This is a genomic window from Micromonospora sp. WMMD956 (assembly GCF_029626125.1).
In the GTDB taxonomy this organism is placed as follows: Bacteria; Actinomycetota; Actinomycetes; order Mycobacteriales; family Micromonosporaceae; genus Micromonospora; species Micromonospora carbonacea.
The window spans coordinates 115,126-131,978 of the sequence record NZ_JARUBI010000005.1; the positions used below are offsets into that span (position 1 = coordinate 115,126).

Annotated in this window: 21 protein-coding genes; 6 read left to right on the plus strand and 15 right to left on the minus strand. The window is 74.4% G+C overall.

Annotation, left to right across the window (positions count from 1 at the left end):
- Positions 1–16: 16 nt before the first annotated feature.
- The 9 genes from pheS to O7628_RS00840 form a co-directional block, all read right to left on the minus strand.
- Positions 17–1,096 carry a phenylalanine--tRNA ligase subunit alpha gene (pheS, locus tag O7628_RS00800; protein WP_178065541.1) on the minus strand — a complete coding sequence of 360 codons (1,080 nt, stop codon included), beginning with the start codon at positions 1,094–1,096 and terminating at the stop codon, positions 17–19.
- Between the two features lie 213 nt (positions 1,097–1,309).
- Positions 1,310–2,116, minus strand: coding sequence for an RNA methyltransferase (locus O7628_RS00805; RefSeq protein WP_278127598.1), 807 nt, complete (start codon positions 2,114–2,116; stop codon positions 1,310–1,312).
- An 83-nt stretch (positions 2,117–2,199) separates the two neighbouring features.
- On the minus strand, positions 2,200–2,592 hold the full coding sequence (gene rplT / locus O7628_RS00810) for a 50S ribosomal protein L20 (protein WP_007075852.1): 393 nt from the start codon (positions 2,590–2,592) through the stop codon (positions 2,200–2,202).
- A 32-nt stretch (positions 2,593–2,624) separates the two neighbouring features.
- A complete protein-coding gene (rpmI, locus tag O7628_RS00815; protein ID WP_074478619.1) occupies positions 2,625–2,819 on the minus strand; it encodes a 50S ribosomal protein L35 in 195 nt (64 codons plus the stop codon).
- 19 nt (positions 2,820–2,838) lie between these two features.
- The gene (gene infC / locus O7628_RS00820; RefSeq protein WP_178065543.1) at positions 2,839–3,489 is read right to left on the minus strand and encodes a translation initiation factor IF-3; all 651 of its coding nucleotides are present in this window, start codon (positions 3,487–3,489) and stop codon (positions 2,839–2,841) included.
- A gap of 382 nt (positions 3,490–3,871) precedes the next feature.
- Positions 3,872–4,345: a PH domain-containing protein gene (locus O7628_RS00825; RefSeq protein ID WP_074478623.1), complete on the minus strand. Its 474-nt coding sequence runs from the start codon at positions 4,343–4,345 to the stop codon at positions 3,872–3,874.
- Positions 4,342–5,319, minus strand: a complete 978-nt coding sequence (locus O7628_RS00830) for a DMT family transporter (RefSeq protein ID WP_178065545.1) — start codon at positions 5,317–5,319, stop codon at positions 4,342–4,344. The genes O7628_RS00825 and O7628_RS00830 overlap by 4 nt, the downstream gene beginning before the upstream one ends.
- Positions 5,316–6,161, minus strand: a complete 846-nt coding sequence (hisG, locus tag O7628_RS00835; protein WP_074478626.1) for an ATP phosphoribosyltransferase — start codon at positions 6,159–6,161, stop codon at positions 5,316–5,318. The genes O7628_RS00830 and hisG overlap by 4 nt, the downstream gene beginning before the upstream one ends.
- 47 nt (positions 6,162–6,208) lie before the next feature.
- Positions 6,209–6,472 (minus strand): phosphoribosyl-ATP diphosphatase, encoded by a 264-nt coding sequence (locus O7628_RS00840; protein ID WP_036375234.1) that lies wholly within the window; start codon positions 6,470–6,472, stop codon positions 6,209–6,211.
- 131 nt (positions 6,473–6,603) lie between these two features.
- On the opposite strand from O7628_RS00840, the gene O7628_RS00845 reads away from it, so the two are divergent.
- Genes O7628_RS00845 through O7628_RS00855 form a run of 3 tightly spaced genes read left to right on the plus strand, consistent with a single transcriptional unit; the run spans position 6,604 to position 9,069 of the window.
- Entirely contained in the window at positions 6,604–7,479 is an 876-nt protein-coding gene (locus tag O7628_RS00845) for an ABC transporter substrate-binding protein (protein ID WP_278127599.1), read from the plus strand.
- Positions 7,476–8,321 carry an amino acid ABC transporter permease gene (locus O7628_RS00850; RefSeq protein WP_278127600.1) on the plus strand — a complete coding sequence of 282 codons (846 nt, stop codon included), beginning with the start codon at positions 7,476–7,478 and terminating at the stop codon, positions 8,319–8,321. The genes O7628_RS00845 and O7628_RS00850 overlap by 4 nt, the downstream gene beginning before the upstream one ends.
- Before the next feature lie 4 nt (positions 8,322–8,325).
- On the plus strand, positions 8,326–9,069 hold the full coding sequence (locus tag O7628_RS00855) for an amino acid ABC transporter ATP-binding protein (RefSeq protein ID WP_278127601.1): 744 nt from the start codon (positions 8,326–8,328) through the stop codon (positions 9,067–9,069).
- Here the strand turns inward: O7628_RS00855 and O7628_RS00860 are convergent.
- Complete coding sequence (locus O7628_RS00860) at positions 9,047–10,057, minus strand: WYL domain-containing protein (RefSeq protein ID WP_278127602.1); 1,011 nt, start codon at positions 10,055–10,057, stop codon at positions 9,047–9,049. The two genes, O7628_RS00855 and O7628_RS00860, sit on opposite strands and share 23 nt — an antisense overlap.
- Before the next feature lie 53 nt (positions 10,058–10,110).
- Between O7628_RS00860 and O7628_RS00865 the strand changes: the two genes are divergently transcribed.
- Complete coding sequence (locus tag O7628_RS00865) at positions 10,111–10,794, plus strand: alpha/beta hydrolase (RefSeq protein ID WP_278127603.1); 684 nt, start codon at positions 10,111–10,113, stop codon at positions 10,792–10,794.
- Positions 10,795–10,949: 155 nt separating this feature from the next.
- Here the strand turns inward: O7628_RS00865 and O7628_RS00870 are convergent, their stop codons facing one another.
- Positions 10,950–11,708 (minus strand): XRE family transcriptional regulator, encoded by a 759-nt coding sequence (locus O7628_RS00870; RefSeq protein ID WP_278127604.1) that lies wholly within the window; start codon positions 11,706–11,708, stop codon positions 10,950–10,952.
- Between the two features lie 401 nt (positions 11,709–12,109).
- On the opposite strand from O7628_RS00870, the gene O7628_RS00875 reads away from it, so the two are divergent.
- Together O7628_RS00875 and O7628_RS00880 are read left to right on the plus strand one after the other, a co-directional pair.
- Entirely contained in the window at positions 12,110–13,201 is a 1,092-nt protein-coding gene (locus O7628_RS00875; RefSeq protein WP_278127605.1) for an XRE family transcriptional regulator, read from the plus strand.
- Complete coding sequence (locus O7628_RS00880; RefSeq protein ID WP_278127606.1) at positions 13,201–13,440, plus strand: hypothetical protein; 240 nt, start codon at positions 13,201–13,203, stop codon at positions 13,438–13,440. Before O7628_RS00875 ends, O7628_RS00880 begins: the two co-directional genes overlap by 1 nt.
- Before the next feature lie 270 nt (positions 13,441–13,710).
- Here the strand turns inward: O7628_RS00880 and ribH are convergent, their stop codons facing one another.
- Genes ribH through O7628_RS00900 form a run of 4 tightly spaced genes read right to left on the minus strand, consistent with a single transcriptional unit; the run spans position 13,711 to position 16,853 of the window.
- Positions 13,711–14,211 carry a 6,7-dimethyl-8-ribityllumazine synthase gene (gene ribH, locus O7628_RS00885; protein WP_229406723.1) on the minus strand — a complete coding sequence of 167 codons (501 nt, stop codon included), beginning with the start codon at positions 14,209–14,211 and terminating at the stop codon, positions 13,711–13,713.
- A 4-nt stretch (positions 14,212–14,215) separates the two neighbouring features.
- Complete coding sequence (locus O7628_RS00890; protein WP_278127608.1) at positions 14,216–15,481, minus strand: bifunctional 3,4-dihydroxy-2-butanone-4-phosphate synthase/GTP cyclohydrolase II; 1,266 nt, start codon at positions 15,479–15,481, stop codon at positions 14,216–14,218.
- On the minus strand, positions 15,478–16,179 hold the full coding sequence (pnuC, locus tag O7628_RS00895; protein WP_278127610.1) for a nicotinamide riboside transporter PnuC: 702 nt from the start codon (positions 16,177–16,179) through the stop codon (positions 15,478–15,480). Before pnuC ends, O7628_RS00890 begins: the two co-directional genes overlap by 4 nt.
- On the minus strand, positions 16,176–16,853 hold the full coding sequence (locus O7628_RS00900; protein WP_278127611.1) for a riboflavin synthase: 678 nt from the start codon (positions 16,851–16,853) through the stop codon (positions 16,176–16,178). Before O7628_RS00900 ends, pnuC begins: the two co-directional genes overlap by 4 nt.

Consider the following 16,853-nt stretch of genomic DNA (forward strand, 5'->3'; position numbering starts at 1 on the left):
CTCGTGCCCGCACCGTCTACGCCCCGGCCCCGAACGCGCGGGTGAACCGCACGTCGCCCTCGGCCATGTCCCGCATGTCGCTGACCCCGTGGCGGAACATCACGGTGCGGTCGATGCCCATCCCGAACGCGAATCCGGAGTAGACCTCCGGGTCGATCCCGCAGGCGCGCAGCACCCGGGGGTTGACCATGCCGCAGCCGCCCCACTCGACCCAGCGCGGCCCGTCGCGGTGCTCGGGGAACCACACGTCGAACTCGGCCGACGGCTCGGTGAACGGGAAGTAGTGCGGCCGCCAGCGGGTCTTCGCGCCCTCGCCGAACATGGCGCGGGCGAAGTGGTCGAGGGTTCCGCGCAGGTGGGCCATGGTGATGCCCTTGTCGACCACCAGGCCCTCGACCTGGTGGAAGACGGGCGCGTGGGTGGCGTCGAGCTCGTCGGTGCGGTAGACCCGGCCGGGCACGACCACGTAGATCGGCGGCTTGCGGGCCAGCATGGTGCGCGCCTGCACCGGGGAGGTGTGGGTGCGCAGCACCAGCCCGGAGCTGTCCGCGCCGGCGGGCGGGGCGATGTGGAAGGTGTCCATCAGGCCCCGCGCCGGGTGGTCGGCGGGGATGTTGAGGGCGTCGAAGTTGGTCCACTCCAGCTCGACCTCGGGCCCCTCGGCCACCTCGTAGCCCATCCCGACGAACAGGTCGCTGATCTGCTCCATCAGGGTGCTCAGCGGGTGCCGGGCCCCGCGCGGGCGGCGGTCGTAGGGCAGGGTGACGTCGACCCGCTCGGTGGCCAGCACCCGCTGCGCCTGCTCGCGGTCGAGGATCTCGGCGCGGGCGGCGTAGGCGGCCTCGATCGCGCGGCGGGCCTCGTTGACCCGCTTGCCGGCGTCGGCCTTCGCGGCCGGCGGCAGGGCGCCGATCTCCCGGCGGGCCAGGGCGACCGGGGACCGGTCGCCGAGGTGCGCGGGGCGCAGCGCGGTCAGCGCGTCCGGGTCGGCGGCGGCGGCGAACGCCTGCTCGGCGTCGGCCACGGCACCGGCCAGGGCGTCCGGGTCGAGCAGGGCGACCTGCTTCGGGTCGTACGGATCGTTGCGGTAGGTCATGGCGTACGGGCACTCCTCACGGCGGCGCCGGCCCTGCGCGGGCGGCGAGGCGAGTCTACGGACGCGCGGCTTCGCCGCAGCCCGCCGGTGGGGAGTTCGCGCAGGGGAAGGGTCAGGCCCGCCGCCCGCCGACACCGGCGGGCTGGCTAAACGAACGCCGTGGCGCGTTCATCATCTCGGGCGACTCCCTGCTGGATGGCCGCGCCGCACCCGTCAGGGGCGGCGGCGCAGTGCTCTGGCTGAAGCGTACAGGCACACGGCGGCGGCCGCAGCCAGGTTGAGGCTCTCGGCGCGCCCGTGCAGGGGCACCCGGACCCGGGCGTCGGCGACGGCGGTCAGCCCGTCGGGCAGCCCGTGCGCCTCCGAGCCGAACAGCCAGGCGGTCGGCGTCGCGAGGGTGCCGGCGTCGGCGAGGTCGTCGAGGTCGCGGTCGCCGTACCCGGTGGTGGCGAGGACCGCCAGCCCGGCGGCGCGCAACGCGGCGACGACCGCGAGGGGGTCGCCGGCCCGGACCACGTCGACGTGGAAGAGGCTGCCGGCGGAGGCCCGCACGCACTTGCCGTTGTACGGGTCGACGGCGTCGCCGGCGAAGACGACCGCGCCGGCCCCGGCGGCGTCGGCGGTGCGCAGCACCGTGCCGGCGTTGCCCGGGTCGCGGATCTCGGCGAGCACCGCCACGAGGCGCGGACCGGCGGCGAGGGCCTCGGACAGCGACACGTCGAGGTGCCGGCAGACGGCGACGAGACCCTGCGGGGCGACGGTCTCGGCGAGCGCGGCGAGGGCCTCGTCGGTGACGTCGGAGACCGGCACGTCGGCGGCGGCGGCGCGGGCGGCCAGGTCGGCGTGCCGGTCGAGGGCGGCCGGGGTGCCGAACAGCTCGGCGACCGTGCCGGGGCGGGCCAGGGCCTCCCGGACGGCCTGCGGGCCCTCGGCGAGGAACCGGCCGGTGGCATCGCGGTCGCGGCGGCGGTGCAGCCGGCGGGCGGCGACGACCCGGGGCGTACGCGGGGTGAAGGGCATGGTGTGCGGCTCCGCAGCGCGACCGAGGCGCCCACCGTGCGTCGGTGACGACACGGCGGGCGCCTCGGTCGGGTGCTGGCGGATCAGGCGGCCTGGGCCGCCGCGCCACCGGTGCCCTCGGCCGCCACGGCGGCGCGGGCGACCTCGACGATCGCGGCGAAGGCCGCCGCGTCGTTGACGGCCAGGTCGGCGAGGATCTTGCGGTCGACCTCGACGCCGGCCAGGCGCAGGCCCTGGATCAGCCGGTTGTAGGTCATCCCGTTGGCGCGGGCGCCCGCGTTGATCCGGGTGATCCACAGCTGCCGGAAGTCGCCCTTGCGGTCGCGACGGTCCCGGTAGGCGTACTGCATCGAGTGCAGCACCTGCTCCTTGGCCTTGCGGTAGAGGCGGGAGCGCTGACCGCGGTAGCCGCTCGCGGTCTCCAGCAGGGTACGACGCTTCTTCTGGGCGTTCACAGCCCGCTTGACGCGTGCCATCTCAACTCCTTCTTCGGTTCAGGTGGCGCGCGTCAGCGGCCGAGCAGCTTCTTGATGCGCTTGGTGTCGGCCTTGGCCAGCTCGACCGTGCCGGTCAGCCGACGGGTCTGGGTGGAGGGCTTCTTCTCCAGGTTGTGGCGCAGCCCGGCCTGCTGGGCAACGACCTTGCCCTTGCCGGTCAGCTTGACCCGCTTGCCCATACCCGTGTGGCTCTTCATCTTCGGCATGTGGAACGTCTCTCCCCTGTTACTGACCGCTGGTGTCGGCGGTCACGCCGGTCTCACCGGCTGCTGCGGTCTCGCCGGCCGCCGGGGTCCCGCTGGCCGCCGGGGCCGCGGACTCCTCCGCGGGCCGCTCCCGGCCGGCGCCGCGGGACGCCGTGGCGGCGACCGCGGAAGCCTTGACGGCCCGGTGCGGAGCGAGAACCATGATCATGTTTCGGCCGTCCTGCTTGGGGGCGGCCTCCACGTAGCCCAGCTCCGTGATCTCGGACTCGAGGCGACGCAGGAGCCGGTAACCCAGCTCCGGGCGGCTCTGCTCCCGACCGCGGAACATGATCGTTACCTTGACCTTGTCGCCGGCCTTGAGGAACCGCACCACGTGACCCTTCTTGGTCTCGTAGTCGTGCGGGTCGATCTTCGGCCGGAGCTTCATCTCCTTGATGACGGTCTGCTGCTGGTTACGCCGCGCTTCGCGCGCCTTGAGTGCGCTCTCGTACTTGAACTTGCCGAAGTCCATGAGCTTGCACACCGGCGGGCGCGCCATCGGCGCAACCTCGACCAGGTCCAGGTCGACGTCCGCGGCCAGCTGAAGGGCGCGCTCCAGTGGGACGATGCCCACCTGCTCACCCTCGGGACCGACCAGTCGGACCTCACGTGCCCGGATCTGCTCGTTCACGCGTGGTTCGACGCTGATGGGGCCTCCTCGAGTCGAATGCTCTGCGGTGGCCGACTCCCGCGGCCCCCGTGGTGGGGGCCGACCCGGAAAGCAGAAGGCCCCGGCGCATGCCAGGGCCCGCTCGACCGGTCGGCACGATCACAGGATCGCGCATCCGGGACCGGGGTGTGCCCGGAACCGGTGACCGGGACCCGGCCACCGACTGGGGCGACTCGGGTGGGAGCAGGCGCTCCGCTTCAGGACCACCCGCCCGTGGGACACGGGGGCAGTCTGGTCGACTCAGCAACACTACACCCTCGCCGGCCCGGCCCCCAAACCGGACACGCGAGGGTGAGCAGGAGCGCGGTGCCGGCGGGCACGGCACCGGACCCGACGCGGCGGGTCAGCGCCCGGCCGCGCCGCCGGCCAGCGCCGCGAGGTGGGCCCGGTGCAGCCGGCGCAGGGCGCGCACGCCCTCGACCGCCAGCTCCTTGTCGGCCGCCTGGAGGGCCACCATCGGCACCAGGTCGTCGTCGTGCAGCTCCAGGCTCGCCCACGGCGCGCCCCGGTCGAAGCGCACCCCCCGCACGACCTCCCAGGGCAGCGCATAGGAGCCGAACACGTTGCGCACCCGCACGCCCAGCGCGTCGGCCTCGACGCGGGGCCGGGTCAACAGCAGCAGGCCGAGCGCCCCGAGGACGCCCAGGCCGATCATGGCGAGCTGGTCGCCACGCTGGAAGGTGCCGTAGCCGTTGCCGGTGGGGCCGGTCAGCGACGTGGCCACCAGGCTGAACACGACAAGCAGCGTGGCGGCCGACGCCCAGCAGACCAGCCGGATGCGGCGGGGACGCAGGGTCACCGGTGCGGTTTCGCTCACCCGCCCAGTCTGCCACCCACCGGTTCGGCCCCGGTGCGTGGTCCCGTCGTGTCGCCGGCCCGCCGGGCCGCGGGACCCCGGCCGGCGACCACCACGGCCAGCAGGGTCAGCAGCGCGCCGGCCAGCACCGGCCAGCGCAGCCCGGCCCCGCCGGGCAGCACGACGTCCAGCAGCAGGGCGCCGCCGAGCTGACCGGCGACCAGGGCCAGCCCGGTGCGCAGCACCCCCACGGCGCGCACGCCCAGCATCAGGGCGAGCACGATGCCGACGCCGTACAGGCCGCCGAGGTAGAGGAACCAGTCGTGCGGCCAGGTCGGCGTCGGGCCGGTGAGGGCCCCGACCAGCGCGGCCACCAGCACGACGACGGGGGTGCCGACGGCGAAGTTGACCGCGATCGCGGCGGTCGTGGTGCCCGCCGCCGACACCCGCCCGTTGAGGGCCGACTGCACCGCCACCCCCGCCCCGCCCGCGACGGCGATCAGGACCCCGCCGACCGCGACCCCGCCGACCGGCCGGCCGAGCTGGGCCAGGGCCACGGCGAGGACGCCGAGCAGCGCGCCGGCCACCCGGGGCCCGGTCAGCCGCAGCCGGCCGAGCGGGGCCAGCCCCGCCCGGTCCGCCGCGAGCCCGCCGAGGCTGCCCCCGGCCACCTGGGCGATGGTGAAGACCGCGATCCCGAGCACCGGCACGACGTACGTGGCGACGGTGACGATCGCCGCCCCGCCGAGCCCGCCCAGGTACGACCACCACGGCAGCCGGGCCCGGCGCAGCGCGTCCAGCCCGGCCCGGGTCGACGGCAGGCCCAGCAGGCCGACGAGGACCACCAGGCAGCCGCCGAGGTTGTTCGCCAGCGCGCCGAGGATCGGGTCGCCGGCCCGCTCCCCCAGCACCGCGTTGCCCGCCGCCTGCGCCGCCGACGCCACTCCGCCCAGCACCACGGTGGCGAGGGCGGCGGCCGGCGGCAGCGGCCTCACAGCCGACAGGCGTGGATGTTGGTGACCAGGATGGCGCGGGCGCCCAGCTCGTACAGCTCGTCCATGATCCGGTGCACGTCGTCGCGCTGCACCATCGCCTGCACCGCCACCCAGCCCTCGCGGTGCAGGGGCGAGACGGTCGGCGACTCGATGCCGGGGGTCAGCGAGCTGGCCCGGTCCAGCAGCCCGGCCGGCACGTCGTAGGCGAGCATCACGTAGCGGCGGGCGACCAGCACCCCGTGCAGCCGGCGCAGCAGCTGCGCGGCCTGCGGGTGCTCGGGGGCGTCGACCCGGCGCACCAGCACCGCCGAGGAGCGCAGCAGCGGGTCGCCGAAGACGACCAGCCCGGCCTGGCGCAGCGTCGCGCCGGTCTCCACCACGTCGGCGACGACGTCGGCGACGCCGAGCCGGATGGCGTTCTCCACCGCGCCGTCGAGCCGGATCACGTCGGCCTTGATGCCGAGTTCGGCGAGGTACCGCTCGACGAGCCCCGGGTACGCGGTGGCGATCCGCCGCCCGCCCAGCTCCTGGACGCCCGTGACGTCCTGCGGACGGGCGGCGAAGCGGAAGGTGGCCCGGCCGAAGGCCAGGTCGACCACCTCCTCGGCGGGCGCGCCGGAGTCGATCAGCAGGTCCCGGCCGGTGATGCCGACGTCGAGGTCACCCGAGCCGACGTAGGTGGCGATGTCCTTCGGCCGCAGGTAGAAGAACTCGATGTCGTTGGCCTCGTCCGGGCAGACCAGGTCCTTGGGGTCGGCGCGCTGGCGGTAGCCCGCCTCGCGCAGCATCTCGGCGGCCTTCTCGGCCAGGGCGCCCTTGTTGGGTACGGCGACACGCAGCATGACGGAGTGCTCCCTCGATCGGTGGAGATGATCAGCGGACGGCGCACTCACAGATGTCGGTAGACGTCCTTCAGCTCCAGCCCGGTGGCCAGCATCAGCACCTGCGCCTGGTAGAGCAGCTGGGAGATCTCCTCGGCCGCCCGCTCCGGGCCCTCGTGCTCGGCCGCCATCCACGACTCGGCCGCCTCCTCGACGACCTTCTTGCCGATGAAGTGCACCCCCTTCTCCAGCGCGGCCACCGTGCCCGAGCCGGGGGTGCCGGCAGCGGCCTTGGCCTGCAGCTCGGCGAACAACTCCTCGAACGTCTTCACGGGGTGCGATTCTTCCAGCACCCGCCCGGCCCGGCGCGCGGCGGGTCCGCCGGTCCCACCGGCCCGGATCCCCCGCCACGGCGGCGGGACGCACCTGCGCGACGGCCGTCGATGGCTCTACGCTGTCCGCCATGCTCAGCTCCCGCACCGTCGCGCTCGCCGCCGCCGGCACCGTCCTCCTCGCGGTGGCCGCCTGCGCGCCCCAGGACGACGACACCCCCGTCACCGCCCCCACCCCCGCCGCCACCGCCGGCCCGGACTGCCTGAAGGACAAGCTGCCCACCCGGACCCCGGGCAAGCTCACCATCGCCACCGACGAGCCGGCGTACGAGCCGTGGTTCGTCGGCAACAAGCCGGAGACCGGCGAGGGCTTCGAGGCCGCGGTGGCCTACGCGGTGGCCGAGAAGCTCGGGTACGACCGCGCCGACGTCACCTGGACCCGGGTGAAGTTCGACGTCGCCGTCGCCCCCGGCCCCAAGGAGTTCGACTTCGACATCAACCAGTTCTCCATCACCGAGGAGCGCAAGAAGGCGGTCGACTTCACCGGGCCCTACTACCTGGTCCGGCAGGCCGTGATCGCGCGGAAGTCCGCGAAGATCGCCGGCAAGACGACGCTGGCCGACCTGCGGGACGCCAAGCTGGGCGCGCAGGTCGGCACCACCAGCTACCAGGCGATCACCGACGTCATCAAGCCGAAGACCAAGCCGCAGGTCTACAACAGCAACGACGACGCCAAGAAGGCGCTCCAGAACGGGCAGATCGACGGCCTCGTGGTGGACCTGCCGACCGCGTTCTACATCACCGGCGCGGAGATCACCGACGCGACGGTCGTCGGGCAGCTGCCGCAGGTCGGCACGCCCGAGGTGTTCGGGCTGCTGCTGGACCACAACTCGCCCCTCACCCCCTGCCTCAGCGGCGCGGTCGGCCAGCTCACCGCCGACGGCACGCTCAAGAAGCTGGAGCAGAAGTGGCTGACCCAGGTCGCGGGGGCGTACGAGCTGAAGTGATCCTCGCACCGCACGAACCCTCCGCGGCGCAGCGGCGGCGGCTGGCCCACCGCCGCCGCCAGACCGTCACCAGCGTGCTGGTCGCCGCCGCCTCCACGGCGGCGCTCGGCACGCTGCTCGTCGTCGCGGTCACCGGCGCGCCCGGCTGGGACCGGGTCCGCGCCTCCTTCGCCGACCCGGCGATCGCCCGCGACGCGCTGCCCGAGGTGCTCGACGGGCTCTGGCTCAACGTGCGGCTGCTGGTCTGCTGCGCGGCCGGCGCGCTGCTGCTCGGCCTGCTCGTGGCGATCCTGCGCACGCTGCGGGGCCCGGTCTTCTTCCCGGTCCGGGCCCTCGCGGCCGGCTACACGTACACGTTCCGGGGCCTGCCGCTGATCATCGTGCTGTACGTGCTCACCCTCGGCGTGCCCGGCCTGCGGTTGCAGGGCATGCCGCCGGTGCTGGTGCTCGGCGGGCTGGCGCTGGTGCTCACCTACGGCGGCTACCTGGCCGAGGTGTTCCGGGCCGGCATCGAGTCCGTGCACCCCAGCCAGCTCGCGGCGGCCCGCTCGCTCGGGCTGACCTACCGGCAGACGATGCGGCACGTGGTGCTGCCGCAGGCCGTCCGCCGGGTGGCCCCGCCCCTGCTCAACGACGTGGTCGCGTTGCAGAAGGACGTCGGGCTGGTCTCCCTCGCCGGGCCGATCGACGCGGTACGCGCCGCGCAGATCGCCACCGCCGAGACGTTCAACTACACCCCGTACATCGTGGCCGGGGCGCTGTTCGTGCTGCTCGCGATCCCGCTGATCGCCGTCACCGACTGGGTGACGCTGCGCGCGGCCCGCCGGCAGGGAAGGGGCTGACCAGATGGCGCTGCTGCGGTGCCGGGGGCTGCGCAAGACCTTCGGCGGTCACGTGGTGCTCGACGGGCTCGACCTCGCCGTCGACGAGCACCGCGTGGTGGCGCTGATCGGCGCGTCCGGGTCGGGCAAGTCGACGCTGCTGCGCTGCGTCAACCTCCTCGAAGAGCTGGACGACGGCACCATCGAGCTGGACGGCCGGGACATCTCCGACCCCCGGGTCGACCCCGACCGGGTGCGCCGGCGCATCGGGATGGTCTTCCAGGCGTACAACCTGTTCCCGCACCTGAGCGTGCTGGACAACGTCACCCTCGCCCCGGTGCGGGTGCACCGGCGGCCCCGCGCCGAGGCGGAGGCGCAGGCCCGGGAGCTGCTCGACCGGGTCGGGCTGGGGGCGAAGGCCGGCGCCTACCCCGACCGGCTCTCCGGCGGCCAGCAGCAGCGGGTGGCGATCGTCCGGGCGCTGGCCAACTCGCCCCGGCTGATGCTGCTCGACGAGGTCACCTCGGCGCTGGACCCGGAGCTGGTCGGCGAGGTGCTGGCCCTGATCCGCGAGCTGAAGGCCGACGGGATGACGATGGTGCTGGCCACCCACGAGATGGGCTTCGCCCGCGAGGTCGCCGACCAGGTGTGCTTCCTCGACGGCGGGCGGGTCGTCGAGTCCGGCCCGCCGGAACGGGTGCTCGGCGACCCCACCGAGCCCCGCACCCGTCAGTTCCTGCGCCGCATCATCGAGGCGGGCCGCCTCTGACGGGCCGACTGCCGGGCCGGGTCTCGGGCGGCGAGGGCGAGAGCGCCGCGCTGAAGCGGGCCGCGACCGTGGCCACGGCGGCACGGAGTTCCGGGCCTTCCACCACTGAGAAGTCGAAGGGGACGACGGCCAGCCACTCCTGGGCGTACATCGTGGGGTTCCGGGTGCTGCCGACCAGCACGCACCGGTCGCCGTCCGGCTCCAGACGGCCCATCGGCGGCCGGATCCACGGCGTCACCTCTTCCCACGGCGCGTGGAACACCACGCGGGTGGGGTACTTCCAGCCCGTGCCGAGATTCTCCTCGAGCGCGGCGACAGGGTCCAGGTCGTCGGGTGGGGTGAAGCCGTGCGGCAGCTGCCGCACGGCCCGCACCCGGTCGACCCGGTACGTGCGGATCGCGCCCGCGCGGTGCGAGTGGCACAGCAGGTACCAGCGCCCGTGCCGCACCACGACTGCCCACGGGTCGACCTCGGCGTCCCACTCCTCGCCGCCGTCGCCTCGATAGGTGACCAGGACGCGACGCCGGTCGGCGACGGCGGCGACCAGGGCGCTCGTGGTGGCAGGGTCGGGGCGGGCCGAACGTCGGTCCGGGGCGGCCGAGGCGTACGCCCGCAGCGCCGCCGCCTGCCGTCCGACGCTATCGGGGAGAGCCCGGATGACCTTGCTGAGCGCCGAGCCGACCAGGTCGTCGGCGTCGATGGCGGCCGGCTGCCCGTCCAGCACGGCCATGACCAGGCCGAGCGCCTGCTCCTGGGTGAAGACGACCGGCGGCAGCCGGACCCCGCGGCCCAGCCGGTAGCCCCCGTGCGGCCCGCGGGCCGACTCGACCGGGATGCCGGCCTCGCGAAGGATGCCGACGTAGCGTCGCGCGGCCCGCTCCGTCACGCCCAGGCCAGCGGCGAGCTGGTCGGCAGTCACCCCGGGACGCGCCTGCAGGATCTCGAGCGCGCGCAGAGCCCGGGCGGTGGGGCTCGGACCGCTTCGCACAGCGGAGAGAGTACCGGAAGCAGAACGTCCGGAATCGCCTCTAGGTTGATCCCATGACTACAGAACGGATCGTGCTCCTGGGTGGCCTGTGGCTCGACGGGTCGGTGTGGACCGGCGTCGCGGGCGAGCTGGCGACGAGGGGCCGCCACGCGGTGCCGGTGACCCTGCCGGGGCAGGGCGACGGGAACACGTCGGCGACGCTGGCCGACCAGCTGACCGCGGTGCTCGCCGCCGTGGACGCGGGTCCCGGCAGGTCGGTGGTGGTGGGGCACTCCGCAGCCTGCACCCTGGCCTGGATGGCGGCCGACGCCCGGCCCGGGCGCGTGGCCAAGGTCGTGCTGATCGGCGGGTTCCCCTCGGACGACGGGCAGCCGTACGCCGACTTCTTCGAGATCAGCGACGGTGTCATGCCGTTCCCCGGCTGGAAACCGTTCGACGGGGCGGACGCAGCCGACCTGGACGAGGAGGCCCGGCAGGCCTTCGCGGCGGCCGCGATCCCGGTTCCCGAGGGCGTGGCCAGGGGCATCGTACGGCTGACAGACGAGCGGCGGTTCGACGTCCCGGTCCTGGTGGTGTGCCCGGAGTTCACGCCTGCCGAGGCGCAGGAGCTGATCGCCGCGGGAGACGTGCCGGAGCTGGCCCGGGCCAGGCACGTCGAGCTGGCCGACATCGACTCCGGACACTGGCCGATGTTGACGCGGCCCACCGAACTGGCGCAGATCCTCGCCGCGCTCTGACGGGACACGGAGAGCGTGCGCGCGGCGTCGTGGCCTGCTGCCGGCTCCACAACGTGGACTCTGCGCTGCGGACCGCAGGCAGCCAGGAGCCAGACCGGACGAGATCGGCGGCCGTTGCTGGCTGATTCGGCGCGGAGAGAGGCGGAGAGAGTCAGCTACGCCGGTGACGTGTTGTAGCGATCGAGGGTCGCCTTGGATGTGGAGGCGTCGCGGAAGACGAGTTCCCATGGTCCGGTGTTGACGTCCATGTCCTTGCCGAACCCGACCCACTTGCCAGCCATCCGTCGACCGGTGGGCTCGGCCAGCAGTTGGATCGCGCCGTGGTATCGGGCGCCCCGGTAGTAGCCCGTCGGGTCGGTCTGCTCCACCCACGTGCCGGTGACGACGGCACCGTCCACGGTGAGGTCCAGGGAGAGCGACGATGCCGCCGAGCCGGGCAGGCTGCGCGCGGTCAGTCGGTCGCCGTGCTGGAGGACCACGACGAAGTGCTGCCCGGCGAAGGAGTCGCAACGACCACTGGAGTGGTACTGGTAGCGGCTGAGCCACACGCCCTCGTACGACCTGTGGGCTGGGGCCGAGCTGGGCTTCGGTGTCGGCGTGGCCAGGCTGGACATGGGGGAGGTCAGGTCGTGGCCGCCGTGCTGGTCCTGGGCGACATGTTCGCCGGGCACCGCGGCAAAGCCGAGCAGCGAGATGGGTAGGCCGGTGACGACCTCCAGCGCGCGGGCGTAGACGGGGCGTGGTGCGGCTATCGCACCGGATTCCCAGCGTTGGACGAGTCGCTTGTTGGCGTCGTTGGGCTCGCCGACGCGGTGGCCGGCGGCTTGGAGCGCGCGGGCGAAGTCGTCCTGGCTCATGCGCATCCCGGTGCGGACGGCGCGGAGCGCGGTGTTCGGGGCGGTCATGCCCGCCACGATAGCGGCATGTCGCCGGAATGTCGCCTCACATGTGTCTGCATTGTCGCGTCGTGTGCCGTCGCGTCCAGCGACGTTACGGCGTCATCGTTGAGGCGCGCGCTGGCATGTTGCCGCCGCGCCGATGGAGGTGGCGATGCGCAGTCACGGCGAGGAGCCGGCAGTGAGCCGAGGAGAACAGGCGGACGCCGTCGATCGGGAGGCGGCGAGGCGGCGGATCCTCGTCCGGGCCGAGGCGGATCGGATACCGGTCGAGGAGACGAACCGGGCGGTGCCGGACCGGAGGTGGCGGCGTGGACGGTGATCGGCTGCCGGTCGGGCGGCGGGTGGCGTACTGGCGGGGGCGGCGGAGGCTGTCGCAGCAGGTGTTCGCCGACCGGTTGGGCAAGTCGAAGAGTTGAGTGGACAAGGTCGAGCGGGGTGTCCGCGCGCTGGACCGGGTGTCGACGCTCCAGGAGGTCGCCGCGGTCCTGCGGATCGACGCGGCGGTGCTGCTCGGCCGTGACGTCCAGCCCGCGCAGGTGATCGAGCGGGACGCGGGGGTCGAGCGGATCCGGTCGGCACTGTCCCGCTACGAAGTTCCCCTCGGCCGCTCGGCGGGCAGCCGGCCGGTGTTGCCGGCCGGGCAGGTGGCCCGGCAGGTGACGCATACCTGGGTCACCTTTCAGCACGCCCGCTACCCACGGGTGGCCGAGCTGTTGCCGGAGCTGCTGGCCGACGTGGAACGCGCCCACGCCGCTCACCCGGTGGCGGGTCGGGTGTCGTTGGTGGAGGCATACCGGCTCGCGGCATCGCTGCTGGTGAAGCTGGGCGCCCCGGACCTGGCGTGGCTGGCCGTCGACCGGGCGATGACCGCTGCCACGGGCGACCGGGCGCTGGTGGCCGCCGCAGCGGTGCAACTCGGTCAGGCGCTGCGTGCGTCAGGGCAGGGTCGGGAGGCGAGGTCGGCGATGCTGGCCGCCGCCTACCGGATCGCCCCACCGGTGGTCGAGTTCGGCCTGCCCCCGGAGCTGTCGCTGTGCGGGACGCTGCTCGTCCAGGCGGCGCTGGCCGCCGCAGGGGACGGCGATGTCACGGCGGCGGCCGAACTGCTGGACGAGGCCGCAGCCATGGCCGCCCGGGTCGGTGACGGGCACGACCACCACCACACCGGGTTCGGGCCGACGGCGGTGGAACTGGCCCGCGTCGCCGCCGCCGCAGAGGGAGGCGATAGCGCGGACGCGGTGGCCCGGCACGAGAAGGCGACCGCGCGGGACGGGTGGCGGTGGCTGCCCGCCGAGCATCGGGCTGCACACCTGCTCGACGCCGCCCGCGCGTACCTCCAGGCCGGCGATCCGATCGACGCCGGCCGGGTCCTGCTGGAGGCCGATCGGATCGCGCCCGCCGAGATCCGCCACCGACCCGCCGGCCGCGACGTCCTCGCCCGGGTCGCCCGCGACCCGACCGCCCCGACGATGCTCGTCCAGCTCGCCGTCACCCTCGGGATCGGCTGATGACCGCCCCGTTCCTGTCCCTGGCGCAGATCCGCAACCGGCTCGTCCTCACCGCCCGCTGGGTCCTGCGCGATCACCAGCCTGGGCCCGACAGCCGCTGCCCGACCTGCCGGACGGCGGACTGCCCGGTGGCCGCCGCCGCCCGCGATGTCCTGTGCGCCGCCACGGAACGACAACTGTGGCGTCCGGCAGCCCAACCCACCGAACCCGACCACGAAGAGCCGTGGCAGACCGGATGATCCCGGGTCTACCCGACTCGGGCGGCACATCTCGGGGCCGCCAGCCGGCCCAACGCCCCCGGCCACCCGTCGGGCCGCCCCGTGCCGCCCGACGCCCGCGTCGTGTCGGCGACATGGCGGTATCAACCGGCCCGGGATACCGCGATGTCGCCGACATGGCGACGCCCAAACGACCGCCCCGCCCGACGCCCGCCCAGCCAGGCTGCCCCCGTCCCGCCCAGCCAGGCCGCCCAGCCCAGCCGGGCAGGCAGCCCAGCCGACCCGGACAGGTCAGCGGCCGAAGCCGACCCGGTGGGCCGCCGCCGCGTCCAGGCCGCGGACCGCCAGCGCCGCGTCCAGCGCCGCCACCGTCGCCGACCAGCCCTTGTCCTCGGCGGAGCCGGGCAGCCCGGCCCGGTCCCGGGCCTGCTCGATCGTGTCCACCGTGAGCACACCGTGCGCCACCGGCTTGCCCTCGTCGAGGGCGACCCGGGTGAGCCCCTCCGTGACCGACTTGCACACGTAGTCGAAGTGGGCCGTGGCCCCGCGCACCACCACGCCGAGGGCGACCACCACGTCGAAGCGGCGGGCCATCGCCTGCGCCACCACCGGCAGCTCCACCGAGCCGGCGACCCGGGCCACCACGGCCCGTGCCCCGCACGCCTGCGCGGCGGCCACCGCCCGGTCGAGCATGTGGTCGGTCAGCTCACCGTGCCAGCGGGCGGCGACGACGCCGACCGTCATCCCGGCGGCGTCGACCGCCGCCACTCCCGGCTCACCGAAACCCGCCATCGCCCTACGCTCCGATCTCGTCGTTCGCCACCGGACGGCCCAGCGGCCCCTCGGTCGTCTCGTCCAACTCGCCCAGCAGGTGACCCATGCGGTCCCGCTTGGTGCGCAGGTAGCGCACGTTCTCCGGGTGCGGCCGGATCGGCAGCGACTCGCGGCCGGTGACGGTCAGGCCGTACCCCTCCAGCCCGGCCCGCTTGGCCGGGTTGTTCGTCAGCAGCCGCATCGACCGCACGCCCAGGTCGTGCAGGATCTGCGCCCCGGTGCCGTAGTCGCGGGCGTCGGCCGGCAGCCCCAGGTCGAGGTTCGCGTCGACGGTGTCGCGGCCGAGGTCCTGCAACTGGTACGCCCGCAGCTTGTGCAGCAGGCCGATCCCCCGCCCCTCGTGCCCGCGCACGTAGAGCACCACCCCGCGCCCCTCCGCGGCGACGCGGGCCAGCGCGGCCTGCAACTGCGGGCCGCAGTCGCAGCGCAGCGAGCCGAACGTGTCGCCGGTGAGGCACTCGGAGTGCACCCGCACCAGCACGTCCCGCCCGTCGCCGAGGTCGCCCATGACCAGGGCGACGTGCTCGGCCGGGTCGTGCTCGGCGCGGTAGCCGAAGGCCGTGAACACCCCGTGCGGGGTGGGCATCCGGGCCGCCGCGACCTGCTCGACCTGCTTCTCGGTGCGCCGGCGGTAGGTGATCAGGTCGGCGATGGTGACCAGGGTCAGGCCGTGCTCGGCGCAGAACTTCTCCAGGTCCGGCAGGCGCATCATGGTGCCGTCGTCGTTGACCAGCTCGCAGAGCACGCCGGCCGGGCGCAGGCCGGCCAGCCGGGTCAGGTCGACGGCCGCCTCGGTGTGCCCGGGGCGGCGCAGCACCCCGCCGGCGCGGGCGCGCAGCGGCACCACGTGCCCCGGCCGGGCCAGGTCGGTCGGGTCGGTGGAGGCGGCGGCGAGCAGCCGGATGGTGTGCGCCCGGTCGGCCGCCGAGATGCCGGTGTCGACGCCCTCCCGGGCGTCCACCGTCACCGTGTACGCGGTGCCCCGGCGGTCCTGGTTGGTGTGGTGCATGGGCGGCAGGTCCAGCCGGTCGCACTCGTCCTCGGTCAGCGGCACGCAGACGTAGCCGGAGGTGTAGCGGACCATGAACGCGACCAGCTCCGGGGTGGCCAGCTCGGCCGCGAAGATCAGGTCCCCCTCGTTCTCCCGGTCGGCGTCGTCGACCACGACGACGGGCCGGCCGGCGGCGATGTCCGCGACGGCCTGCTCGATGCTGGCGAAGGTGGTCATGCCACGACCTCCGAGTAGGTGGGTGACAGGGTGGCGGGGGCCGGGCGGGCGGCGCGCGAGGTGCGCCACCAGGAGACGAAGCCCCAGACGCAGAGCGCCCCGTAGACGAGGTACATGGCCGCCGACGGGTAGAACCCGCCGCGCAGCAGCAGGGGCACGCCGACGGCGTCCACGGCGATCCAGACCAGCCAGAACTCGACCCAGCCGCGGGCCATGCCGTAGGTGGCGAGCAGGCTGCCGGTGAGGATCCACGCGTCGGGCAGCGGCCCCCAGGAGCCGAGCGCGGCCAGCACCGGGTACGCGGCGGCGGTGCCCGCCGCGGCGGCCAGCAGCAGGCCGAGGCGCTCCCGCCGGGTGGCCCAGCGCGGGGCGACCGCCCCGGCGTCCCCGCCGGGGCCCGAGCGGCGGTTGCGCGCCCAGCGCCACCAGCCGTAGCAGCTCACGGCGAAGAAGAAGACCTGCCGGCCGGCCTGGCCGTAGAGGTCGTGGGCCTGCGGGGTGGCGAACGCCCCGCCGAGGAAGACGGTGAGCAGCAGCGCGTTGCCGACCATGCCGACGGGCCAGGCCCAGACCAGCCGGCGCAGCCCGAGCAGGGCGGAGACGAGGCCGAAGGCGTTGCCGACGATCTCGCGGACCAGCACGGGCGAGCCGGCGACGTGCACCTGGGCGTCGAGCAGCCAGCCGAGCGGGCCGGTCACCGTCGGCCCCCGCCGGGAGCCTGCCCCGCCGCGCCGGGGGGCTGCCCGATCCCGTCGGGCAGCCGGTCGCCGCCGCCGACCGCGCGGTCGCCGAGGAGCCGCTCGACGTACTTGGCGAGCACGTCGACCTCCAGGTTGACCGGGTCGCCGACGGCGCGGTCGCCGAGGGTGGTCAGCTTGAGGGTGGTGGGGATCAGCCCGACGGTGAACCAGTCGGGCCCGACGTCGGCCACGGTGAGCGACACCCCGTCGACGGTGATCGAGCCCTTCTCCACCACGTACCGGGACAGGCCGGCGGGGAGCCGGAAGCGGACCGTCTCCCACTGCTGCGCCGGCTGGCGGGACAGCACCGCGCCGACGCCGTCGACGTGGCCCTGCACGAGGTGCCCGCCGAGACGGCTGTTCAGGGCGGCGGCGCGTTCCAGGTTGACGCCGACGCCGGGGCGCAGCGCGCCGAGGGCGGAGCGACGCAGCGTCTCGCCCATCACGTCGGCGGTGAAGACGTCGCCGTCGACGTCGACCACGGTCAGGCAGACCCCGTTGACGGCGATGGAGTCGCCGTGCCGGGCGTCGCTGGTGACCAGCGGCCCCCGGATGGCGACCAGCGCGGAGTCGTCGCCGGTCTCGGCCGTGCGGACGACCTCGCCCAGCTCCTCGACGATGCCGGTGAACAT